Genomic DNA, 23,282 nt, shown 5'->3' on the forward strand with positions numbered 1-23,282 from the left:
CCCTCGAAAAACATTTGATGCCTATTTAGCAACAATGGTTATATCCTGAGCACGTGAACACTCCAGCCTCCGACGCCAACGCCGCCGCCGAAACCCTGTCCGAAGAAGCCGTCGATGCCCTTTCCCGGGCCAAGTCCACCGCCGCAACCGCCGGCACGCATAGACACGAAGCGCTGCTGTCCGCCCGCGCCGCGAACATCAAGCAGTCCGCAGTACGCGATGTTTTCGAAATTTCCATGCAACCTGGTCTCGTCTCCCTGGCCGGCGGAAATCCATACTTGCAGTCGTTGCCCCTGGAACGCCTCGCCGCCACGGCCGCGTCCATCATTGCCGAGCATGGCCTGGAAGCCCTGCAGTACGGCGGCGGGCAGGGCACCTTGGAACTGCGAACCCAGATCTGCGAGGTCATGGCCGCCGAGGGTATCCTCGACGCCGATCCCGACAATGTTGTCATCACAGCCGGTTCGCAATCCGCCCAAGACGTAGCCGCCAAGGTCTTTTGTGATCCAGGGGATGTCATCCTGCTTGAGGATCCAACGTATGTTGGCGCTCTCAACACCTTCGAGGCCTATCAAGTGGACGTCCAGCCGGTGGCGGTCGACGAGCACGGGATCGTTCCTGCGCAGCTGCGGGAGCGCATCGCGGCACTCCAGGCTGAGGGTAAGCGCATCAAGCTGCTGTACACGATCCCCAACTTCAACAACCCTTCGGGGGCGATGTTGGCTCCGGAGCGTCGTCAGGAAATTGTCGATATATGCCGTGACGCGAATATTTTAGTCCTGGAGGACAACCCCTACGGGCTATTGAAGTTCGACGGCATCCTGCCGGAGCCGCTGCGCGCTGCCAACCCCGAGGACGTGCTGTATTTAGGCTCGTTCTCCAAGATCTTCGCCCCGGGACTGCGCATCGGCTGGGCTTTGGTACCGGCTCATCTAAAACAGCGATACTACCTGGCCAGCGAAGCCGTGACACTGTGCCCGCCCACGTTCAATCAACTCTTAGTCAGCGAATACCTGCGCAATTATGACTGGCAGGGGCAGATCAGCACGTACCGGGCCATCTACGCCGAGCGTTGCGCTGCCCTTCTGGCAGCCCTTGAGGAGTTCATGCCGGCCGGTGTCAGCTGGACCCGCCCGGAAGGCGGCTTCTTTGTCTGGCTGACTCTTCCCGAGGGCATCGATACATATCCGCTGCTACATAAGGGCATAGACGCCGGCGTGGTCTTCGTTCCGGGTGCCGCATTCTCCGCGGCCGGCGGGCCCAGCAACAAGCTGCGCTTGGCATTCAGTGCTGTTCCCCCGGAGACCCTGCGGGAAGGCGTCAAGCGCCTGGCCCCGGTCTTGGCGGAAGCCATCGCAGCACAATAAAAAATGCCGCCGTTCCTGACTTTTGCCGCTCATGTAACGGGGGCAATAGTCAGTAACGGCGGCATTTTTGCTTTTGGCTAGTCCAGATTTGGCTAGTCCAGCAGGAGCGCCGGTTCCTCCAAGATGGCAGCAACATCGGCCATGAATCGAGCGGAGAGGTCCCCATCCACTACGCGGTGATCGAAGGATCCGCCGAGTGTGGTGATCCAGCGCGGAATGACTTCGCCATCCAGCACCCAGGGCTTTAGCTTGATGGTTCCAAAGGCCACGATCGCCACTTCGCCCGGGTTGATGATGGGCGTTCCTGTGTCGATGCCGAGTGCGCCGATATTGGTCACCGTCAGCGAGCCACCCTGCATATCGGCCGGCTGTGTCTTTCCCGCCCGTGCGGTTGTCGCGAGCAAGTTCAGCGCAATGGCCAGTTCCTTCAGGGACAGGTTTTGGGCATCCTTGATGTTCGGAACCATGAGCCCGCGCGGCGTGGCCGCGGCAATGCCGAGGTTCATGAAGTGCTTGATGATGATCTCATCGCCGGTCCAGGTGGCATTGACCGATGGGTTGCGCGCGGCCGCCCAAATGACAGCCTTGGCGAGGATCAACAGCGGCGAAACCTTGATGCCCTCAAAGTCGCGGGAAACCTTGAGCCGCTTCACAAATTCCATGGTGCGCGAAGCATCCACGTCAACGAAGATACTCACGTGCGGTGCCGAGAAGGCGCTCTCAACCATGGCCTTCGCCGTTGCCTTGCGCACTCCCTTGACCTTGATACGTTCAATGCGCGGATCGTCGGCCAGGCCACTGCCCGTAGCGGGGGCCCAGAACGTGCCAGCACCATCCTGTTCGGCCGTGCGCTGGTCCTGGTAGCTGAGCAGGTCCTTCTTGGTCACTTCGCCACGCAAACCGGTTGCAGAGACCTCATTGAGGTCAATGCCCAGATCCTTGGCCGCTTTACGTACGGGCGGCTTGGCTAGTACACGGTTGGATTTGGGTGCGGGCTTCACCTGTGTCGGAATGCTCGACGCCGGAACCTGGGCGGGTGCCTTGGCCGCGGGAGCCGCCGGTGCTACGTCAGTGACAGGGGAAACCACGGCGGTTGGCGAGCCTACGCGCGGACGGCGCTTGACGGCGTCGGCCTTGGGACCGGAGCCAACCAGCGGCTTCATAACGTCATCTTCAGGTGCAGCAGGGGCGGCCGAGACAGCTGCTGGCGCGGCAGCAGGCGCGGAAACCTCCGAACCAATGGCAATGATGGGGGTGCCCACGTCGACCGTGTCACCTTCGGCCACCATCAATTGGGCCACCATGCCCGCATAAGGCGACGGCAGCTCAACAATGGACTTGGCCGTTTCAATCTCCACAAGGACGTCATTGATGGCAACTGTGTCGCCAAGCTTGACCTTCCAGGAGACGATTTCGGCCTCGGTCAGGCCTTCGCCAACGTCGGGCAGGTTGAAATACGAAAGCTTCGACATGGTGCTGGCCTTCCTAGTATGCGAAGGCGCGGTCCAACGCCTCCAGCATGCGGTCAATGTCCGGGAGGTAATGTTCTTCAACGCGGGCCACCGGGTAGGGCATGTGGAAGCCGCCCACGCGGATGGCCGGGGCCTCCAACGAGTAGAAGCAGCGTTCGCTAATGCGGGAGGCTATTTCCCCGCCAATGCCACCAAAAGTGGGGGCCTCGTGAGCCACTACCAGGCGTCCCGTTTTGTTCACGGATGCTTCCACCGTGTCGAAGTCGATCGGCGAAATGGAACGCAGATCGATCACCTCAACACTGTGACCGTCCTCTGCTGCGGCGTTGGCGGCGGCAAGTGCCACGGGAACCAGCGGGCCGTAGGCAACAAGAGTCGCGTCGGTTCCTTCGCGCACCACATGGGCCTTGAAAGGATCGCCGGGCGAGTTTTCGGTGTCAACCTCACCCTTGAGCCAGTAACGGCGCTTGGGCTCAAAGAAAATGACCGGATCCTTGCATTCAACGGCCTGCTGGATCATCCAGTAAGCATCGTTGGCATTGGACGGAGTGATGATGCGCAGACCAGGCGTGTGGGCAAAAAGCGCCTCGGGCGATTCGGAGTGGTGCTCGATCGAACCAATTCCACCGCCGTAAGGAATGCGGATAACCACGGGTGCGCTGAGCTGGCCGTCGGTGCGGGTGTGGATCTTGGCCAGCTGTGTCGTGATCTGGTTGAAGGCCGGGAACACAAAGCCGTCGAACTGGATCTCGCAAATGGGCCGGTGTCCACGCAATGCCATGCCGATGGCGGTTCCGATGATGCCGGATTCTGCCAGCGGGGTATCCATGACGCGGTGCGCGCCGAATTCCTTTTTCAGACCCTCGGTGACGCGATATACGCCACCCAGGGATCCGATGTCCTCACCCATAAGGAAGCTTTTGGGATCATTGGTCAGCGTGGCGCGCAGGCCTTCTGTGATGGCCTTTGCAATGGTCATCGTGCTCATGCTGCACCGCCCTGGGTTTGTGCGTTCTGCGTGTTGGCATCAGCAAAGGACGCCTCGTACTTTTCAAACCATGCCAGCTCTTCGGCTACCAATGGGTGCGCCTCGGCATACACGGTCGCGAACTTTTGACGGATGTCGGCCCCACCCAGCGCCAGCGTCGCCTTACGGACATGGGCAGCCAGCTCGTCGCCGTCGCCCTTTACCTGGGCAAAGAAGTCATCATCGGCCAGGTTCTCCGCGCGCAGGTACGTTTCCAGACGCTGGAGCGGATCCTTGGTCTTCCAGAGCTCTTCCTCGGCGTTCTCACGGTACTTCGTGGGGTCATCGGCCGTGGTGTGCGCGCCGACGCGGTACGTGGAGGCCTCGATCAGCACGGGGCCATGGCCGTCGCGGGCATGATCAAGGGCCCACTTAGACACCGCATAGACCGCAAGGACATCGTTGCCGTCAACCCGAATTCCGGGGATGCCGTAGCCAGCTGCACGGTTGACTAACGGAATCTTGGACTGAACCTCAAACGGGACCGAAATGGCCCAGTTGTTGTTTTGGCAGAAGAACACGACGGGAGCGTTGTAGGACGAGGCGAAAACCATCGACTCGTGAACGTCGCCTTCGCTGCTTGACCCGTCACCGAAGTAAGCCACGACGGCGGCTGGCTCGGTTGTGGGGTCGGCTGCCAGATCGCGCTGGACGCCCATGGCGTAGCCCACCGCGTGGAGCGTTTGGGCGGCCAGAACCAGCGTGTACAGGTGGAAGTTGGTCTCGCGGGGATCCCAACCACCGTTGGAAACACCGCGGAACAACTTCAGTAAGTCAGCAAGATCTAGCCCGCGCGTCAAGGCAACACCGTGTTCACGGTAGGTGGGGAACGCGTAATCGGCGGGGTTCATGGCGCGGCCGGAACCGATTTGGGCGGCTTCCTGGCCCACGACCGGAACCCACAGGGCCAGTTCGCCCTGACGCTGGAGTGCGGTAGCTTCCACGTCAAAGCGGCGCACAATTGCCATATCGCGGTAGAAACCACGGATGGTCTCAGGGCTCAGGGCCTCGATGTACGGACTGAAGGTCGCATCATGGAGGGATTTTCCATGCTCGTTCAGAAGCTGGACGGCTTCTTCAGGGCCCACCGCATTGGCGCGCAATACACCGGCGGATTCACCAGCCTGAGGGCGCGTTGGCGCATCCAGACCCGTGTTGACTGAACCCGTGCCTGCTGAAGCTGCTTCGCGTGAATCACTGGCAGCTTGTTGGGCGGCGCCCATGCTGTCTCCTCGTCTGCCGAATCCCAGGGGCATTGGCTCCCTGTCCCGACTCGTTGGTACCGATATATGCCCCTTCGGGAATGCATTCCCCGTGGCGCATATATATACGTTTTCGATTTACAACTGTATCCGTACAGATAGGCAAATCATGCCTTTGTTAATCGCTAGGAACGCCGTGGCTCTTTTGTATAGGCCGCACAGATTTCAAGAAAACGAGTATTGGCCTCGACTTCCCCGATGGTCACCCGCACTCCCTCGTCCCCAAACGGCCGCACCGAAAGCGCGTGGTCCAGCGCCACCGCCGCAAAGTCTTGCGTGTTGGGGCCGAGGTCCAACCAGATGAAGTTTCCCTGGGCGTCGGGAATTGCCCAGCCCAGGGCCTTCAAACCAGCCACAACCCGGGTGCGTTCATTCACCAAACTTTGTACTCTTTCTACAACCTGACTGTAGTTCTCCAGAGACGCGATGGCCGCCTGTTCAGCGATTCCAGATACGGCGAAGGGCGTTGCCGCGGCACGCAGATATTGAGTGATCTCGGGCTGGGAGATGGAGTAACCCACACGAAGCCCGGCTAGTCCATGCGCCTTTGAGAATGTGCGCAGCACCATGACATTGGGGTACTTGCGGTACAGCTCCACGCCGGCCACGGCGTCTTCGGCGCGCACAAATTCCTGGTATGCCTCATCAATGACGATGACAACGTTTGCAGGAATGCGGCGGATGAAATCTTCGGTTTCCTGCGAGCGCAGCGCCGGGCCGGTGGGGTTGTTTGGTGTGCACAACAAAATAACCTTGGTCCGGTCAGTGACAGCGGCAGCCATCGCATCAAGATCGTGGCCGCCGTCGGCGCGGACGGGAACTTGGACGCTCGTGGCACCGGCAAGCCCTACGCAGATCGGGTAAGCCTCGAAGGACCGCCAAGCGTAAATGACCTCGTCGGGCACGCCATCGTTATTCTGGCCGGAAAACGCGGCAAGAATCTGGTTCAGGGCACCGAGGCTGCCAGCTCCAGTGACAATGTCATCGGCAGGGAGATCCAGAAACTGGGACAACGCATTGCGCAGGAGTGTGCAGCTGGTGTCGGGGTAGCGGTGAAGGTCAACCGCGCCTCGCAGGACCTCCAATACGGCAGGTACCGGACCCAGAGGGTTCTCATTGGAGGATAGCTTGAAGCTTTCAAGACCCGGCACGTCCACCGGCGGTTTCCCTGCCGCGTATTTCGGCAGCCGACCCACAACGGGTCGAGGCTGCACGCCGGTTTTTCCAGTGCTGTTCGTCTCGGTCATGCCTCAAGCTTATGACAGCGTCACTTCACAGCCTCCCAGGGCCGAGAATGTGGAACTATTGGGTTATGGGAAGAATTATTATTCGAATTGCCATCAACGCCCTTGCCTTGTGGGTTGCTGGCTGGATTCTACCGGGGATGAACATTGCCTCGACATCCGTTGTTGGCAAAGATGTGGGCGGTGCCAGCGGTAGCGCCCACGTCATCAACACGATCTTGGCCTACCTGTTCATTGGCCTGGTCTTTGGCATTGTCAATGCCCTGGTCAAGCCCGTGGTGAAACTACTGTCCCTGCCGGTGACACTCCTGACCCTTGGCCTGTTCACGATTGTCATCAATGCCGCCATGCTGTGGCTAACAGCCTGGATCACTACGTTTACGCCGGTGGCGCTGACTATCGATAGTTTCTTCTGGACGGCGATCCTTGCCGCGCTGATCATTAGCGTGGTTTCCATGGTTGCTGGCGGCGTCAGCAAATCGGATTCACACCGCTAAGAATTCACACCGCTAGAGACTTCGGTGACCGACGTTTCCTGACATGCCCGTCCCCGGCACCTTCGGTCCTGCCCCGTTCTGTCACCGAATACCGAGGCGGTAGCGTTCGGCCTCTCCCGGTTTCTTTGCCCAGATAGGACCGAGTTTCCGCTTCGGTTGATCGTCAACGTCGCGCCCCTGGTAAACCCATTTGGTGCCAGCAACAGTCGCCCCGGCTACCCCGACACCTAAAAATGTCCTTAGCTTTTCGCCGGAGACCACCATGGCTGGATCGTCGCTCTGGTCTAGGGCCGCGGCATCGTCAATATAGTTCTCCAAGGAATGCGCCTGGGCCAGCACTCCGCCCAAGCCGGAATCGTCAGCATTGGGCGGACGGTGGGAGGTAACTGTCACCCAGTTGTTGGATGGCTCTGGCGGACCAAAATCAACGGCTGTGACAATGTCGTTTTCATTCTGCAGATCTAGTACTGAGATCCCCTCCCCCACACCGGTATTTTTGGCTGGCGATCCTGCGATCACGATCATCTTTACGTTAACGTCTGCCAGGAATGCCGGATCAGCTGCGGCTGCCGCGGCGTGAATGCCTCCGCCGCTGTGTCCGGTGAGCAAGACATCCTCTCCTGGCATGGCTCCCGAGGTCGCGAGGGATTCCTTGATTAGCTGCTGGACGAGCACCTCTTGCTGCTTGAATGCTTCCTGATGGGCCGCCGTCATCCCCTCCATATTGCCCTCCATATCAAAGGGGTTGGGACTATCAAACGTTGACCAGTCCTCGGTGCCCGGCAGGTGAACAACCCACGCATGGCTTCCATCGGGCCTGTCTACCCGCACCACTCCGATTGAACCCGGCGGGTATCTGTACGCGTCCTGGCTGCCGCCCAGCATGGCTTGGATACTTGCAACTTCACTCCATGGTTCCCCGGCCGAAGTGATCGCATGCCCGGGTGGATAGAATTTTGCCTTGGCCGGATTCCATTCCTGTTCCGATACCTGCCGCACCACAAGATGTCCGGGACGGGCCAGTCCCATTCCGTCCGCGGCTTTCCGTAGACCGAAGGCTGGCCGCGAGCCGGCTGAACCATCAGCACCTTTCCCGATGCGGGAGAGCAGGTACGCGAAGGCCACTCCGGGGCCCAGGGCCCCGGCGGTATAGGCGGCTCCTTCGTTGAGAGCTTTTTCCATAGAGTCGCGAAGCCCGGACTCTTTGTCATTTTTGGGTTTGTCAGTTGTAAGCAAGCCAAGCAGCTCGCTGCCGAGTTTAAGCGCCCCGAGGGGTCCCAAAGCCCACGTATTCAGCCCACTGCCGAGGGCCGTCATGCGCCCTGCCTGAGCCACCGCGTTGGCATTGCGCGCTTCTGCCTCGGCATAGTTCGTTCCCGCCTGCCCAGCTTTTTCGGCCAACTTCAGGATGCTTCCATGCAGGCTCATCGACAGCCACCAGGCATCCCTCATGGCTTCAAGGCTCGTGAGCGGGTAGACGTCCGCCCCCACAGCCGCATCCCCAAGCCACGTCCATTCCGAGCACAAGCGGGTTTCCAATGGATCCAAAAGCTGCGCGATCTGGCGCAGCTCAGCGGCAGCAGCGCTGATGTCGGCAAAGGTGCCACTGATAGAACCGACGCCGCCCAAATATGTGAATGTGGTCCCGTCACGTTCGCACTGCACGTTGACACCTTTCCTTGTGTCTCCGAGGCCAGCAGGTCTCAATGGCCAGCCCGGTCATGTGGTTTCGTCGCCCTGCCCGCCGCGCCGTTACTGTCTTTGGTCTTTCGTCATTGGCCTAAAAATGAGTCCACACCCGGCTCATACCCAAATTTCCGCCCCAACTGGGGCCAATACCGGGGTACGCACCCCACCGCACATCACCGCCAGTGACGGGGTCGGCCGCAGCACGAAGGTATGAGGCGTAGCTCCCGAGCAGATCAACAGCAGTCCCAATTTGCTTGCCGGTCCTGTTGAACGTGGCGTCGACGTCGGCCAAGGACGTCCGGAAAGCAGCGGCCGCGACTGAATTCCAATCCACTCCATCAAGCTGGGCCATTCGGAACCGTAAAGCCTGAATTTCCTGTGCCACCCCAGCCAGCCGCTGAGCAACAACCACCACTGCCTCGGCCGATGGACCGGCCGCAGCAACTCCGGGTGGGCCCAAGATCGTCCCTCCTGGATATCCCATTGCCGTCTCCTTCCATATCGCTTTAGGCCAGCTTAGAAAGACCTATATGACGGCACCAGAGCCGCCTAGTCGATTGTGGAATGTAGCCATGCTGGACCCCGCTGTGGAGGAATGGGCGGTTCATGGAAGAATTGAGGCATGTCTGATTCAGCAAACGCCACAGCCCGCATCCCTTCCGGCCGCCTGTCACTGGCCGCTTCTTCCGAGCGCATCGCGCTGGGCCCCCTCGACGGCCGCTACTCCGGAGCCGTTGCCCCTCTGGTGGACTACCTGTCTGAAGCGGCCTTGAATCGCGACCGCGTTGGCGTTGAAGTTGAGTGGTTCATCCACCTGACGAGCAACAACGTGCTCCCGGGAACCGAACCACTGACTGCTGAGCAGCAGGCCGGACTGCGGTCAATCGTCACCGAATTTGACGCCACGTCCGTAACGGAACTGGCAGATATCGAGAAAGTCACCGTCCACGACGTCAAGGCTGTGGAATACTTCATCGGCAACCGTCTTGCCGCCTTGGGCCTAGAGCGCCTGAAGCCGCTGGTCCACTTTGGCTGCACCAGCGAAGACATCAACAACCTTTCCTACGCCGTGGGCGTCAAGGGTGCCGTGGAGGACGTCTGGCTGCCGGCAGCCCGTGGCCTTGTTGCCAAGATTGCCGCCATGGCCGAGGAAAACCGCGCCGTGCCCATGCTGTCCCGCACACACGGCCAGCCGGCCACACCCACCACCTTGGGCAAGGAATTGGCCGTCACGGCGCACCGCCTGACTCGCCAGCTTGATCGCATTGCCAAGACAGAATTCCTGGGCAAGATCAACGGCGCCACCGGAACCTACGCGGCACATTACGCATCCGTTCCCGAAGCCGACTGGCAGGATGTCGCCAAGAACTTCGTTGAAGCCTTGGGCCTGACCTGGAACCCGCTGACCACGCAGATTGAATCGCACGACTGGCAGGCAGAGCTCTACGCCGACATGGCCCGCTTCAACCGCATCCTGCACAACCTGTGCACCGATGTGTGGAGCTACATCTCCATCGGCTACTTCGCGCAGATTCCCGTTCCGGGCGCCACGGGTTCCTCGACCATGCCGCACAAGGTCAACCCGATCCGCTTCGAAAACGCCGAGGCAAACCTGGAACTCTCCAACGCACTCCTGGATACCCTGGGCGCAACCCTCGTGACCAGCCGCTGGCAGCGCGACCTCACGGACTCCTCCAGCCAGCGCAACATCGGCGTGGCATTTGGCCACTCCCTGCTGGCCATCAACAACGTTCTGGGCGGCCTGGGCCGACTGGACACCGCAGAAGCCATCCTGGCCGACGACCTCGACCACAACTGGGAAGTTCTCGCCGAGGCCATCCAGATGGTGATGCGCGCCGAAGCCATTGCTGGCGTTGAGGGCATGGAAGATCCTTACGAGCGCTTGAAGGACCTGACCCGCGGCCACCGCGTGGACGCCGAGCGCATGCAGGAATTCGTCTCAGGCCTTGGCCTGTCGGCTGGTGCGCAGCAGCGCCTGCTGGACCTGACCCCGGGCAAGTACATCGGCATCGCCGAGTCCCTAGTGGATCACCTGAACAAGTAGTTTTCAAGCAGGCCCGCGTCGGCGGCACCCGGATTGCGGGAGCGGCTGAAACCGACGGTGGGGCCCATGTCAGCAAGCAAAAATTGCAACCTGGGCCCCACCCCGCTGATTCATTTACTGGCCAGTGGTAGCCAACACTTTCGCGCTCAGCCGGACGACAGTGGTTAACGCCCCGCTGAGTATCTCTCCAAGCGACAGAGCACGCTCAAATGGGCTGGAGCATCCAAATTAACTCGATCTGCAAAGACGCGAATTGTGGCTCCCTCATGAATGAGTGGCTGAAGTTCAGTCAATAGCCAGTCCGGCACCCATCCAATGGAGCTGTCGTCGCTTTCGTCGATTAGCACAGCGTGGGGATTATATGGATTCGACGGTTCGGGTCGCAGGGACAATTCCGCACCCTCCGCCATCGACTGGATCTTATCCAATGCTCCTTCGCAGTGGTTGACACCAGAAACAAAAAAGCGAGTGACAACTCCCTCGACATCGGCGTTTGGAGCATCAACGATATGAAACGTGTCCGTTGCTCTTGGTCCACCCGTGCGTGCAAGGATTTCAATCGGAAGATCGGGGTTTCTCGAGTCGAGACCCAGCCAACCGAGAAATTCTTCATAGTCTGGTCGCCCGGAATTCATTACCCGATTTCGGAAGAACGGCGGAAGATTCTCGGATACATAAGTTGAGTCCATGTCGGGAAAAGCCACTAGAGGTCGAAAATCCGCGGCGTCGCGCGACTCGTCAAGGTAGCTGAAAGCGAACCGACCATCAGTAAGATGGTCCAGCTTGCCAACCCGTCGCGAACGTCTCGTCTCCGGGTGCTTCCAAATGACAAGTAGGCTCCGCTCAACACTAAGACCCAGCGATTCTTTACGGGTCAACATGATAGTTGCCATCGAGAATTCTCCTTCTATTGGTCACAAGCAGTTGTAAAACAAATCTACGCGTTCCTACTGACATTATTGTCTCAGGAACTCTATGGACCAGTGTGACCACCGCGTCCATGTTCACGTTCGCAAGCCGCTCTAGCCAATACAAACGTGACCATTCAGAAGACAATGCCAGCGCTTCCCAAGCCAACTCCGTGACTCTTGGTCTTCCAGCAAAGTATCGGCATCGACCTCGCTCTAGCCACCGCAAAAAGAAGTCATCATCGTTCAATAGTTGTTCATGCTTTTCTGGCCTCACTTGAAATCCCAGCGCGTTGCCGTGATCAAATGAAGGCGCAAGGCTCAACGTGAAACCATCATCCGTCATCCCCCAGTTCTGATCATGACGATCGCATCCACTTACCCATGCATCCATGGTCAAATACCCGGCCCAAACCTCAAAAGCCGTCATACCTGCCAGATCTTGCCACGGAACCTGAGGGCTTGCTGCATCGAGGGCATCTCGGACTGCACCCACTCGATAATTTGGATTTTCGGTCGTTAAGTTGGGATCGTACCCGCTATTCCCTGCCCCCAAAATTTCGTTGCCATGAATTAGCTCTTCACCGGGCAGCACAATAGTGCGCGAGATGAGGCCTCGTTTCCCCTGACATTGGGCCGGAAGGATCTCTGCGGCAGGAACTCCCAGGATCTTAGCCAGCCCGCAAACCAACCACTCTGCCCAGTCTTCTCCGCTTATGTAACCGTCGACAGCGACTCGCGCATATTTGAACAGCCAGGACGCACCATCGGGTCCCTCTGTCCAGAACTTTTCTTTGGTCCCCATTGGCTCATCTACAGAGTCGTTACCGCTAGCGACTTCGATTACTTTCCACTCATTTGGATCGAAATTGGAAATTGCGCCACCTCCTCCAGCTCTCAGGTTCTTCTGGTCAGTCTATTGACCCATCGCCAAGTGCCGCACATCCTTGTGAGAAGTGTTTTGGCAATGCGTCAAACCTCTCACGCTCTACATCACGTCGCCACCGCCAGAGCTTGCACGGCTGGGTGGATCCGCGGCGCACTTCAAGACAGTCCGGAACTTCTCCGGGCATGCCGCAATCCGGGCAACACTCCACATCCCAAATCGCTAGATTGATCACCACGCCCTCCTGGATCAGCTGACAATCCCCATAGATGCCCATGCGAAAAAGCCGCCCGCCCAGATTGGTGGCGCGCGGCGCGTTGTGCTTCCGATAACTGGCCGTCATGGCAAACCCGGACGGTTCCAAGAGCGCCATGGACCGCACAAGAAAGCAGATGATGCACTCATTTGGATACGGCACCATGAAGTTGTCCGTCAGTTCCTTGAACTGTCTCTGAAATTCCTCGTTCGATTCACTCGGCACGCCACCACATTGATCCATAGGTTTTCCTTTCCACAGAACCAATGATCCGTAGAGGAAAGTGCCATGAGAAGAGCACCAGCAGCGATTGTGAACCATACCCGCTCTACAACTGCTTGTGGAGGAATTAGCGCTCCGAAACAAGGAGCAAGTGGTACAAAACATGATGTGTTGTGGGCAACAAAACCGGCCCACGCACCGTGTATTCACGGTACATTTACGGCTATGAACTCTGGTGACATTACCTTCCGCACCCGCAAGTGGGTCCGGCCCGAAGACCTCAACGCCAATGGCACACTTTTTGGCGGCAGTCTGCTCCGTTGGATCGATGAAGAGGCGGCCATTTACGCCATCGTCCAACTCGGAAACGGCAAGGCCGTGACCAAGTACATGTCGGAGATCAACTTCGTTTCCTCGGCCGTCCTCGGCGACCTCATCGAGATGGGCCTGACGGCAACGCACTTTGGCCGGACCTCATTGACGATGCGGGCGGAAGTACGCAATATCTTTACCCGCGAATCAATCCTTACGGTAGAAAAAATCGTGTTCGTGAACCTGGGCGAAGATGGTAAGCCGGCACCACACGGCTACGATTCCATCACCTACGATCGTGACCGGATCCCCAAAAAGAATGTGAACGCGCAGGACTAGCTGCTCAGCGCGCGCCCACGTTGGCAGCCTGAAAACGTTCGATTCGCGCCAAGGCTTGGCAAACGGCGTCGTACCCGGCGGCGAAGCTCAAGCGAACCGTGGCGAAACCACCCACGCCATCGAAGTCCGCGCCGGGCACCAGAGCCACACCCTCGCTTTCCAACAGGGCCGCACAGTACCGGCCCGAATCCGCGAAGTTTGCCAGTGCCGGGCCCAGGTTGGCATAGAAGTAAAAAGCGCCGTCGGCTGGGGCTGCATCCGTCCAGCCAAGGTCTGCGACCTTATCCAGAATGTAGTCGCGCATGCGGGAAAATTCCGCCACAAAGGCGTCCGCCTCGGCATAGGATTGCTCGCTGAACGCCTCGACGGCCGCCATCTGGGCCGGGGCTGGCGGACACAGCGCAACGTTTCCGGCCAGTGCGTCGACGGCCTGCACCAGGTCGTCGGGAACCAGCGCCCACCCGAGCCGCCATCCGGTCATCCCCCAGTACTTTGAAAAACTGGAAATGACGACGCCGGACCTGTCCATTTCCCAGGCGCAGACCCCCTTTGGATCGGGGTCGCCTTGGGCGGAGTAGGTGATGCCATGGTAAATTTCGTCGCTCACCAGCCGCACCCCATTCTCCCCGCACCAGTTGCTCAAACCGGTCAATTCGGCACGCGAAACCATGGTTCCGGTGGGATTGGCGGGCGATGCCAGAACCAGCCCGGCCAGCGGACCGTGCTCCCTCACGGCGGCCTCAAGCAGCTCGGGGGTTGGCTGAAAGTGGGAGCCTGATCCGGCGTCGAGCTCGATGACATCAATACCCAGGGCCTTCAGGATGTTCTTATATGCCGGGTAGCCGGGGCGGGCCAAGGCCACCTTGTCACCGGGGTTGAACGCCGCAAGAAACAGCAGCATGAAGGCGCCGGATGAGCCGGTCGTGACGGCAACATTGCGTGCGGGCACATCGATTCCGTACCAGCGTTTGTAATGGCCGGCGATGGCCTGGCGAAGGTCAAGAATGCCCAGAGTCGGCGTGTACGTCAGCGGCATTCCCGAGGCGTGAATCTCTGCGGCACGGGAAGAAACAGCACTCGGTGCGCCGCCACTGGGTTCACCGGCACACAGCGAGATGATGTCCCGTCCAGCGGCGCGAAGATCGGCAACCCGCTGCAGAATGTCCATGACGGCAAAGGGCTGGACGTCCGCGCGGGCGGCAACGGTAAGAGGTTTGCGCATGGGAACTCCTGAACAAAAGCGTGTGCGGCTGAAGTGACCGGACTCCAGCTTGTCACACGGCGGTGCCGATACCCCTACGCTTAACGGGTGAGTGAATACACCGAACGCAGCGCACAGGAACTCGTCCAACCCATCATTTTGCTTGTTGACCGGGAGGAACCTGCCAGCGAGCAGCACGGCATCGCCGCAGCCGCATTGGCCTCCGCCCAGGCATTCCTGCGCGATCCGGCGAATCCCGATTGGCAGCAGTGGGCGGCTGGCGCCTTCGCCAAGTCGGTCAGGCGAGCCGATGCCAAGATGTTCGCCAAGGTCCTCATTGCCTTCCCTGATCAAGTGGTGTCCACAGTTGGTGAGGCGAGCGCCGTCGGCCTTCCGCCGATGCCCGCGGCAGATTTGCCCAAGCTGCTGGCCAAGTTGCAGGTTTCCGGCACCCAGTTGCCAGCCGGTGCCCCGTTGCCTTCGCAGCCGCTGACCATTGTGTTGAATGCTTCCCTTGAAATGTCCACGGGGAAGGCCGCAGCACAGGCCGCCCACGCCCTACTTGCATGGGTCTTGGAGTCCAAGGTGGCCACCGTTTCTGCGTGGGCGTCAGCGGGCTTCCCCGTGGGCATCGCTCAATTGCCGGCCAAGGAGTTCCGTAAAGGCGCCCGCAAGTCCAGCGGGCCGGTCATTCAGGATGCCGGCCGCACGGAGATCGAGCCAGGTTCAACCACGGCGTACGTGGTCACCGAGTAGGGCAAATAGCGCAACCCAACCACCGCTTAACTGAAGAACGACGCCGGAACTTGCGTTCCGGCGTCGTTCTTCAGTTGGGCGGCAATCGCCAGAGGCTACTCGGCAGCGGCGAGCTGACCGCAGGCTCCGTCGATTTCCTTGCCGCGGGTGTCGCGCAGCGTGGTGGGAATGCCATTGTCGATGAGCGTGTCAATGAATTCCTGCATCACCTCGGGCTCCGAGGAGGTCCAGATGGACCCGGGAGTCGGGTTCAGCGGGATCGGGTTCACGTGAACCCAGCCGCGGCCGCGCTGGTTGAGCTTCTTGGCGAGTAGCTCGGCACGCCACGGGTGATCGTTCATGTCCTTGATGAGCGCGTACTCGATGGAGACGCGGCGGCCTGTGACCTTGTAGTAGTTGTACGCCGCATCCAGTGCGTCGTCCACCTTCCACTTGTCGTTGACCGGGATCAGCTCATCGCGCAGCTCGTCATCCGGGGCGTGCAATGACAACGCGAAGGTAACGGCGACGCCTTCCTCGGCCAGCTTATTGATGCCCGGGACCAGACCTACTGTGGAAACCGTAATGCCACGAGCCGACATACCCAGGCCCTCGGGCGCCTCAGCGACCATGCGGTGCACGGCGTTCATAACGCGCTTGTAGTTGGCCAGCGGCTCACCCATGCCCATGAAAACAATGTTAGTGACGCGCTCGGCGTCGTGCCCACCGTCGCGGCGAAGATGGCCCAGTCCACCCTCGGCGATGACCCGGTTGGCCTGGACGATCTGATCCAGGATTTCAGCCGTGGACATGTTGCGGGTCAGGCCTGCCTGGCCCGTTGCGCAGAACGGGCAGTTCATGCCGCAACCACACTGGCTGGAAACGCACAAGGTCACGCGGCCCGTGTAACGCATCAGCACGGATTCCACGAGGGAGCCGTCGAACAGGCGCCACAGGAACTTGATGGTGTCGCCATTGTCCGTCGTGAGCCGCTTAACCTCGGTCAGCAGCTTCGGGAACATGGTGTCCACAATCTCGGCGCGGCGGTCCTTCGGGAGGTCGCTCATGAGCTCGGGATCGGTGGTGTAGTGCTGGAAATAGTGCACGGAGAGCTGCTTGGCACGGAACGCCGGGAGCCCCATCTCCTTGAACTTCGCCTCGCGCTCGGGCAGCGTCATGTCAGCCAGATGCGTGGGCGGCTGGGAGACGCGCGGGGATTTGAACTGCAGGAGCGGCCTGCCCGCTGGGTCCTTCGCCTGCTTCCAGCCCTCGGTGGCAGGCATAACCTGTGCAACGCGGCGGGCAGGCCGAATCTTCGGGGCTGTCGCCTCGGTTGCGGCTGCGGCAGTGGTTGCGGCGGGGCTGGGGGTGTTTTTGGGGGAAGTCATCCTTTCCATTGTCTCTCACTTGCCCTCTGCTGTCCCGTGTTCGCCGCTAAGATCACATTTCTGCTTTTCCTTCGGCATGCACGACGGCGGCTCCCGCAGTTGCGCTGCCCTCCCGCCTGCCACCGTGGTTGCGCCTGAGCGCAGGAAATCTCCTCCCTCAGCAGTATGCGGCCACCCCTGCCCAGCACGTAGGCTTGCAGCATGATTTCCCTGATTTTGGCCATCGTTCTGGGCTGCGTTTACGTTTACCTTCGCCGCAAGGACGCCCGCATGCTCCGAAACGGGATCGTCCTGGTGGCCGCCTGCTGGTTCGCGCTGCTGGGAATTACGGAAATTCTGGCGCAGTGGTTCCCCTGGACCGATTGGATTGCTCTAGGCATTGTGGCACTCTCCCCCTTTGCGATTGTGGTGCTAGCCGGATTCCTGATCAGCAACGGTGCCACCATGATGCGCAACGAAGGGCGAAGCCTCGGCAACCTGCTCTCGCTTCTGGCCGGCGTGGCCCTGCTGGGACTTCCAGTATTCGCCTTACTGCTGGTGATGACACTCAATCCCGTAGCCATTGGCCTAGCAGCATTGCTGTTTTTCTTGTGCAGCTACTTCGGCGTCGTCTTCGTGGTCTTTCTGGCCTATGCGGTGGCCTACGGAAAGATGCAGCACACCATGGCTCCGGCTGCCGTGGTCATTCTCGGCTCGCAAATCATCAATGGAAAAGTGCCGCCGCTGCTGCGCTCACGGCTGGACAAGGGTCTGGAGATATACCGGGAATCATCCACGGAAACCGCGCCCCTGCTGATTCCATCCGGCGGGCAGGGCGCGGATGAATCCCGCCCGGAGGGCGTCGCCATGGCCGAATATCTGGTGGCCGCGGGAGCACCTCAGGAGCATGTCGTGGCGGAGGAGCAAGCCGTCAACACAGCACAGAACCTGAAATTCTCTGCGGCCGTGGCCCACAAAGAAGGCCGCGACGGCGCCTTGGTTATTGTCACCAATAACTACCACGTGCTCCGCGCAGCCCTGCTGTCTCGCAAGCTGGGGATCGACGCGCAGGTGGTGGGTTCCCCCACGGCACGCTACTTTCTGCCTAGCGCGTTCTTGCGCGAGTTCGTCGCCATCCTTAAGGAACACAAGCAGCTGCACGCCGTCATGTGCATCCCGTTTGTGGCACTGACGGCGCTCCTGACTGCCGCCGTCATTGCAGCTTCACAGTAAGCAATGACAGCCGAATCGCGACACCAACTCCTCTAGTCAACAAACTCCGACTGGGTCACGATGAAATCCCACTCTCGCTGCGTCAGCGTTCCGGCGGTCAGGCTGCCGCCAGCCGCAGCCACGGCTTCCGCAACACTGTCGGGCACTGCTTGCGCACCAGTATTTTCACGGAGCCACTGCTTGGCTCGCAGCTCGAGCTCGAGCCACCATAGATGAATTTCCACTTTAGCTACCTCCTCGGATGTACCTCAACGCTATGCCCCTTGCCGAACGTGTTCAAGAGGCCAGCGACACCAAGACAAGAACGACGGCGAGCAGCGGGAACGCGAGCTGCACCAGGGCCGCTTTTGCTTTCGAGGGCGATGAAATGAGCAAGACGAGCCCGGCGGCAAGCATGGAGCCAGCCCCGGCCAGGACCAGCGCGGCACCCACCCCATGGTGGCCCGCGGCGGCAGCGACGATGCCGGCAGATGTCACCACAGCAAGGAACAGGTTGTAGAAACCCTGGTTGAAAGCCATTTCCTTGGTGGCGTTTGCCTCCGCAACAGAGGTGCCGAACGTCTTCCTGGTGGTCTCCGCCGTCCAGCGCAGGGATTCGAGCACAAAGATGTAGACGTGCAACAGGGCGGCCAGTGCGGCAAAGATGAGGGCAACGATGAGCATTTGAGTCCTTAAGAGTGGGGTGGGGATGCGGGTTAACCGCGGGGAATGTTGCGGAGGTTGGAACGGGCCATGCTGACAGCCTCACCGGCACCCTTGTTCAGCACGATCTTGGACATGGCCGTGGCGAAGCCAATCACCTGCCCGCCCTTGATTTTCGGCGGAATGGACAGTGCATTGGGATCGGTGATCAATTCCACTAGGGAGGGCCCGTCATGGGCAAAGGCAGCCCTGTAGGCGTCTGCGATATCGGCCGGATCGGTGACACGGACGGCATGGAAGCCCATCGCTGCGGCAATGGCGGCGTAGTTGGCATCTGGAACGTCCACGCCAAAGTCCTGCAGTCCGTCCACTAACATTTCAAGCTTCACCATGCCCAGGGTGGAGTTATTGAAGACCACCACGTTGATGGGCAGCTTGTGGGCCGCGGCCGTGATCAATTCACCCAACAGCATGGAAAGTCCGCCGTCGCCGGAGACGGAGATGACCTGTCGGTCGGGATAGGCCGCCTGCACACCGATGGCTTGGGGCAGCGCATTCGCCATGGAACCGTGTAGATAGGAACCAATCAGCCTGCGCGTCCCCAGGGGATTGATGTAACGAGCCGTCCAAACGTTGCACATGCCGGTGTCAGCGGTGAAGATCGCATCGTCGGCGGCAAGCTCGTCAAGTAAGGACGCCGCGTATTCAGGGTGGATGGGCACCAATTTGTCGGCCTTGCGGGTATAGGCGCCCACCGCCTTGTTCATCAGGCGGTCATGCTTCTTCAGCATCGCATCGAGGAATCTGGAGCTCTTCTTCCCCGTTAGCTGCGGCATGAGCGCCTGCAGGGTTGGCAGCACGTCGCCGTGGACGGCAATATCGACGTCTGTGCGCCTGCCTAGATGCTCCGGAGCCCTATCTACCTGGGCTGTGCGGGTGCCGGGCAGGAACTGGTCGTAGGGAAAGTCGGTGCCGAGCAGGATCAGCAGGTCAGCGTCCTCGATGCCCTCCGCCGCCGCTCCATACCCCAACAGGCCGGTCATCCCGATGTCGTAGGGGTTGTCGTATTGGATGAAATCCTTGCCACGCAGGCTGTGCCCAATGGGCGCCTTGATCAGTTCCGCCAGCGCAATGACTTCGTCATGAGCCCCCTGCACCCCGGCACCAGCAAAGATGGCAACCTTGTCCGCTTGGTTGATGGCTTCAGCAAGCTCCGTCACGCTTTGGGCTGCCGGCACCAGGGCCGCCTGATGAAAGGGGCGCTGCAGCGGCGAGGGCGCAGTGGCCGGCAAACTGGCGATGTCACCTGGCAACGTCACCACAGCCACACCCCGCAAGCCCACGGCATGTTGAATGGCATTGTGGAGCACCCTTGGAGCCTGGTCAGAGGTACTGATGAGCTCCGAGTACACCGAGCACTCACCAAACAGCCGGTCGGGATGGGTCTCCTGAAAAAATCCGCTGCCGATTTGTACGCTGGGGAGATGGGACGCGATGGCCAATACCGGCGCACCCGTGCGGTTGGCGTCATACAGCCCGTTCATCAAGTGCAGATTTCCCGGACCACAGGAACCGGCGCACACGGCCAATTCCCCGGTCAGCTGTGCCTCGGCACCGGCCGCGAACGCGGCGGCTTCCTCGTGGCGGACATGGATCCAGTCGATCCCGCCTTTGGCGGAACCACCGGTTTTCCGCACCGCATCCACCAGCGGGTTCAGGCTGTCGCCCACGATGCCGTAAATGCGCCGCACTCCCGCTGCCTGCAATTGTTCGATGAGCTGACTGGCAAGTTCCTTGGCCATGTGGCCCTCCTGCTGCAAATAGTCCTGCGTCGGATACTGGCCAATATAGTCCCCCAGCACTACGGGGCGCAGCACAGAGCCGCCCAGATCCCGCTACGCCGCGAAATCCGAACCATGCTCATCTGAGTAGACACGTTACGCTCATTTGTTATAGTGGGACGAAGATCACGTCACCAAAGGAGCGAAACCGTGCCGCAACTCAATGCTGAGAGCATCACCCACCTGCCGGAGTCGGTGGCCGTTCCGGCGTACGACCGCACCAAAGTCACCACGGGAATCGTTCACTTTGGCGTTGGTGGCTTCCACCGCGCCCATCAGGCCATGTATCTTGACCGGCTCATGAACGCCGGGAAAGCACTCGACTGGGGCATCTGCGGCGTTGGGGTGCTGGAGCACGACGCGAAGATGGCCCAGGTCATGGCCGAGCAGGACTGCCTCTACACAATGCTCCTCAAGCACCCGGACGGACGGCGCGAGGCCCGGGCGATCGGCTCCATCACCGAGTATCTGTTTGCGCCCGCGGACCCTGAAGCCGTCATCGAGAAGATGGCTTCACCGGATACCCGCATCGTCTCACTCACGGTGACCGAGGGCGGCTACAATTTCCATCACGTGACAGGCGATTTCGACGCCGAGAACCCGGACGTCGTCCACGATCTCGCACCTGGGGCGGCCCCGCGCACAACATTCGGCCTCGTCGTGGAGGCGCTATCCCGCCGTCGTTCACGTGGAATTGCACCCTTCACGGTCATGTCCTGCGACAACATCCAGGGCAATGGCGACGTGGCAAAGAAGATGTTCACGGCGTTCGCCGAGCTCCGGGACCCGGATCTTGCCGCCTGGATGCGCGCCAATGTACTGTTCCCGAATTCCATGGTGGACCGCATCACCCCAGTGACCGCAGATGAGGACCGCAGCGCCATCGCCAAGGAATTCGGCGTCGTGGACCAGTGGCCGGTGGTGTGTGAACCCTTCGAACAGTGGGTGCTGGAGGACCACTTCACACTGGGTCGTCCGCCGTTCGAGGACGCCGGCGTTCAGGTGGTGGACGACGTGGAGCCGTACGAACTCATGAAGTTGCGACTGCTCAACGCCAGCCACCAGGCGCTGTGCTATTTCGGCACCCTGGCCGGCTACACGTACGCACATGAGGTCTGCCAGGACCCGCTATTTGTGCAATTCCTGCTTGACTACATGGACCTTGAGGGCACTCCCACACTCTCACCCCTGCCCGGCGTGGATCTGCCGTTGTACAAGCACACGCTCATCGAGCGCTTTGCCAACGAGCACGTCCGCGACACTCTCGCCCGCCTGTGCGCGGAGAGTTCGGACCGGATCCCCAAGTGGCTGGTACCGGTCATTTGGGTCAACCTTGCGAACGACAAGCTAACGAACGACGGCGGGATCGCCCGTTCTGCGGGCATCGTCGCCTCATGGGCGCGGTACGCCGAGGGGACGGACGAATCTGGCGCAGCCACTGACGTCGTCGACCGCCTGAAAGAACCACTCATGGCAGCCGCTGCGTTGCACCACGAAGACAAGCTGGCGTTCCTGCGCAACCGCGACGTCTTTGGCGACCTCGTGGACAACGCCAGGTTCACCGACGCCTACCTGCGCACTCTGAACACCCTGCACACCCGCGGCGCACGTGCGGCCGTCGCGGAACTAGTGGCACTGGGCCGGTAGCAGCGGCAGCGTAGTTACGGTTCGTAACTACGCTGCAGCAAGGCCCTGAAGCTCGAGCGCCAGCGTCTCGTCAACCACGAGGGTACTGACGATTCCCGCGGCGATGCACGCACGCACAGCATCACCGCGCCCCGCACCCTGCGCCACGGCAATGACCTTGGGCGTGCCTTTCAGTTGATCAACCCTGACGGAGAGAATCCGGGCGTCCAATTCGGCCGCGACCACCGATCCGTCTTTGGCGATCAACCGGCCGGAGCACTCAGCCACGGCACCTTTGTTAATACCGTCTTGGCGCACGGCATTATCAACGCGATCCCAGACGGTTGAAAGGTTTGGCGCCCAGGCCCCGATGGCCACGATAGCCAGATCCAACGAATCGGCTTTGCTCATGGCATCGGCAATCTCAGGCTGACGGCGCAGGCCGGTGGCCGTCGCTGCACTGTCTACCACCAGCGGGGCCCACATTGGCCAAGTTCGCCCGCCACCTACGCGGCCCAGGCGTTGGATGATCTCAAGAGGATTGCCACCTCCCGGGACGGGAAGGGCGCCCGCCAGTTGCACGATGTCGCACTTGGGCAGTTCCTTCACGTGGCGCGCCGCCAGGTCCAGGGTCCGCGACCACGAGATGCCAATGGTCATGCCCGTTCGAGCCTCATTCATGAGCTCCTGCGCCACGGCCTGCGCCTGAATATCCCGCTGGGCAAAGTCGTCACCAATGGTCTTGACCACCACCACGCGTCTCAGCCCGAGAGCGGCGGCGAGCGCCTCGGCGTCGACCCTTATCTCTGCACCGGGGCGACGGATTTCAATATGAACGATGCCTTCGGCACGGGCTTCGTCGAGGAAGCGCGCAACCTGAAACCGCGAAATCCCGTGTTCCGTGGCTATTTCAACCTTGGACTGATTGTCCAAGTAATACGCCTGCCCAATACGGGCAAGCAGCTCCTCATGGGAAATTTCCGGCACGGTGCGCCTTCCTCAACTAAAAACATTTGAGCCGTTGCTCTTGCTCAAATGAGTATATATGACTAGAGTCACTTAACAAATGAGCAGGAATAACTTCTCAAATG

General features: G+C 60.3%; 22 protein-coding genes. 7 read left to right on the top strand and 15 right to left on the bottom strand.

Features of this window, described 5'->3' with window-relative positions:
• Positions 1-53: 53 nt before the first annotated feature.
• On the top strand, positions 54-1,367 hold the full coding sequence (locus ACP7B9_RS16570) for a PLP-dependent aminotransferase family protein (protein WP_425865072.1): 1,314 nt from the start codon (positions 54-56) through the stop codon (positions 1,365-1,367).
• Between the two features lie 92 nt (positions 1,368-1,459).
• Here ACP7B9_RS16570 and ACP7B9_RS16575 read toward each other — a convergent pair whose 3' ends face one another.
• The 4 genes from ACP7B9_RS16575 to ACP7B9_RS16590 all read right to left on the bottom strand — a co-directional run bounded on the left by ACP7B9_RS16575 (position 1,460) and on the right by ACP7B9_RS16590 (position 6,375).
• Entirely contained in the window at positions 1,460-2,839 is a 1,380-nt protein-coding gene (locus tag ACP7B9_RS16575; protein ID WP_425865073.1) for a dihydrolipoamide acetyltransferase family protein, read from the bottom strand.
• A 13-nt stretch (positions 2,840-2,852) separates the two neighbouring features.
• A complete protein-coding gene (locus tag ACP7B9_RS16580; RefSeq protein ID WP_425865074.1) occupies positions 2,853-3,827 on the bottom strand; it encodes an alpha-ketoacid dehydrogenase subunit beta in 975 nt (324 codons plus the stop codon).
• Positions 3,824-5,089, bottom strand: coding sequence for a pyruvate dehydrogenase (acetyl-transferring) E1 component subunit alpha (gene pdhA, locus ACP7B9_RS16585; RefSeq protein WP_425865075.1), 1,266 nt, complete (start codon positions 5,087-5,089; stop codon positions 3,824-3,826). The genes ACP7B9_RS16580 and pdhA overlap by 4 nt, the downstream gene beginning before the upstream one ends.
• A 164-nt stretch (positions 5,090-5,253) precedes the next feature.
• Positions 5,254-6,375, bottom strand: coding sequence for a histidinol-phosphate transaminase (locus ACP7B9_RS16590; protein ID WP_425865076.1), 1,122 nt, complete (start codon positions 6,373-6,375; stop codon positions 5,254-5,256).
• A 65-nt stretch (positions 6,376-6,440) separates the two neighbouring features.
• Between ACP7B9_RS16590 and ACP7B9_RS16595 the strand changes: the two genes are divergently transcribed.
• On the top strand, positions 6,441-6,869 hold the full coding sequence (locus ACP7B9_RS16595) for a phage holin family protein (protein ID WP_425865077.1): 429 nt from the start codon (positions 6,441-6,443) through the stop codon (positions 6,867-6,869).
• Between the two features lie 81 nt (positions 6,870-6,950).
• Here the strand turns inward: ACP7B9_RS16595 and ACP7B9_RS16600 are convergent, their stop codons facing one another.
• Both ACP7B9_RS16600 and ACP7B9_RS16605 read right to left on the bottom strand, forming a co-directional pair.
• Entirely contained in the window at positions 6,951-8,534 is a 1,584-nt protein-coding gene (locus ACP7B9_RS16600) for a hypothetical protein (RefSeq protein WP_425865078.1), read from the bottom strand.
• Positions 8,535-8,649: 115 nt separating this feature from the next.
• On the bottom strand, positions 8,650-9,042 hold the full coding sequence (locus ACP7B9_RS16605; protein WP_425865079.1) for a hypothetical protein: 393 nt from the start codon (positions 9,040-9,042) through the stop codon (positions 8,650-8,652).
• 138 nt (positions 9,043-9,180) lie between these two features.
• Between ACP7B9_RS16605 and purB the strand changes: the two genes are divergently transcribed.
• Positions 9,181-10,623, top strand: a complete 1,443-nt coding sequence (gene purB, locus ACP7B9_RS16610; protein ID WP_425865080.1) for an adenylosuccinate lyase — start codon at positions 9,181-9,183, stop codon at positions 10,621-10,623.
• Positions 10,624-10,787: 164 nt separating this feature from the next.
• Here the strand turns inward: purB and ACP7B9_RS16615 are convergent, their stop codons facing one another.
• The 3 genes from ACP7B9_RS16615 to ACP7B9_RS16625 form a co-directional block, all read right to left on the bottom strand.
• Entirely contained in the window at positions 10,788-11,516 is a 729-nt protein-coding gene (locus tag ACP7B9_RS16615) for an HIRAN domain-containing protein (protein ID WP_425865081.1), read from the bottom strand.
• On the bottom strand, positions 11,491-12,336 hold the full coding sequence (locus ACP7B9_RS16620) for a hypothetical protein (protein ID WP_425865082.1): 846 nt from the start codon (positions 12,334-12,336) through the stop codon (positions 11,491-11,493). Before ACP7B9_RS16620 ends, ACP7B9_RS16615 begins: the two co-directional genes overlap by 26 nt.
• A 106-nt stretch (positions 12,337-12,442) precedes the next feature.
• A complete protein-coding gene (locus tag ACP7B9_RS16625; RefSeq protein ID WP_425865083.1) occupies positions 12,443-12,916 on the bottom strand; it encodes a hypothetical protein in 474 nt (157 codons plus the stop codon).
• A gap of 204 nt (positions 12,917-13,120) precedes the next feature.
• On the opposite strand from ACP7B9_RS16625, the gene ACP7B9_RS16630 reads away from it, so the two are divergent.
• Positions 13,121-13,546, top strand: a complete 426-nt coding sequence (locus ACP7B9_RS16630; RefSeq protein WP_425865084.1) for an acyl-CoA thioesterase — start codon at positions 13,121-13,123, stop codon at positions 13,544-13,546.
• Positions 13,547-13,550: 4 nt separating this feature from the next.
• On the opposite strand, the gene ACP7B9_RS16635 is transcribed toward ACP7B9_RS16630, so the two are convergent.
• Positions 13,551-14,768, bottom strand: a complete 1,218-nt coding sequence (locus ACP7B9_RS16635) for an aminotransferase class I/II-fold pyridoxal phosphate-dependent enzyme (protein WP_425865085.1) — start codon at positions 14,766-14,768, stop codon at positions 13,551-13,553.
• Positions 14,769-14,855: 87 nt separating this feature from the next.
• Here ACP7B9_RS16635 and ACP7B9_RS16640 point away from each other — a divergent pair, with 87 nt between their 5' ends.
• On the top strand, positions 14,856-15,503 hold the full coding sequence (locus tag ACP7B9_RS16640) for a peptidyl-tRNA hydrolase (RefSeq protein ID WP_425865086.1): 648 nt from the start codon (positions 14,856-14,858) through the stop codon (positions 15,501-15,503).
• 95 nt (positions 15,504-15,598) lie between these two features.
• Here the strand turns inward: ACP7B9_RS16640 and rlmN are convergent, their stop codons facing one another.
• Positions 15,599-16,765 carry a 23S rRNA (adenine(2503)-C(2))-methyltransferase RlmN gene (gene rlmN, locus ACP7B9_RS16645; RefSeq protein WP_425865121.1) on the bottom strand — a complete coding sequence of 389 codons (1,167 nt, stop codon included), beginning with the start codon at positions 16,763-16,765 and terminating at the stop codon, positions 15,599-15,601.
• Between the two features lie 306 nt (positions 16,766-17,071).
• Between rlmN and ACP7B9_RS16650 the strand changes: the two genes are divergently transcribed.
• A complete protein-coding gene (locus ACP7B9_RS16650; protein WP_425865087.1) occupies positions 17,072-18,082 on the top strand; it encodes a YdcF family protein in 1,011 nt (336 codons plus the stop codon).
• A gap of 32 nt (positions 18,083-18,114) precedes the next feature.
• Here the strand turns inward: ACP7B9_RS16650 and ACP7B9_RS16655 are convergent, their stop codons facing one another.
• The 3 genes from ACP7B9_RS16655 to ACP7B9_RS16665 are packed head-to-tail and all read right to left on the bottom strand — an operon-like array spanning position 18,115 to position 20,526.
• Positions 18,115-18,306 carry a hypothetical protein gene (locus ACP7B9_RS16655; protein ID WP_425865088.1) on the bottom strand — a complete coding sequence of 64 codons (192 nt, stop codon included), beginning with the start codon at positions 18,304-18,306 and terminating at the stop codon, positions 18,115-18,117.
• 52 nt (positions 18,307-18,358) lie between these two features.
• Positions 18,359-18,745 carry a DUF1304 domain-containing protein gene (locus tag ACP7B9_RS16660; RefSeq protein ID WP_425865089.1) on the bottom strand — a complete coding sequence of 129 codons (387 nt, stop codon included), beginning with the start codon at positions 18,743-18,745 and terminating at the stop codon, positions 18,359-18,361.
• 32 nt (positions 18,746-18,777) lie between these two features.
• Positions 18,778-20,526, bottom strand: a complete 1,749-nt coding sequence (locus ACP7B9_RS16665) for a pyruvate dehydrogenase (RefSeq protein ID WP_425865122.1) — start codon at positions 20,524-20,526, stop codon at positions 18,778-18,780.
• Positions 20,527-20,715: 189 nt separating this feature from the next.
• Here ACP7B9_RS16665 and ACP7B9_RS16670 point away from each other — a divergent pair, with 189 nt between their 5' ends.
• Entirely contained in the window at positions 20,716-22,212 is a 1,497-nt protein-coding gene (locus ACP7B9_RS16670) for a mannitol dehydrogenase family protein (protein WP_425865090.1), read from the top strand.
• A gap of 27 nt (positions 22,213-22,239) precedes the next feature.
• On the opposite strand, the gene ACP7B9_RS16675 is transcribed toward ACP7B9_RS16670, so the two are convergent.
• A complete protein-coding gene (locus ACP7B9_RS16675; RefSeq protein ID WP_425865091.1) occupies positions 22,240-23,178 on the bottom strand; it encodes a sugar-binding transcriptional regulator in 939 nt (312 codons plus the stop codon).
• Positions 23,179-23,282: the final 104 nt, after the last annotated feature.

Source organism: Arthrobacter sp. TWP1-1, assembly GCF_049897845.1.
In the GTDB taxonomy this organism is placed as follows: Bacteria; Actinomycetota; Actinomycetes; order Actinomycetales; family Micrococcaceae; genus Specibacter.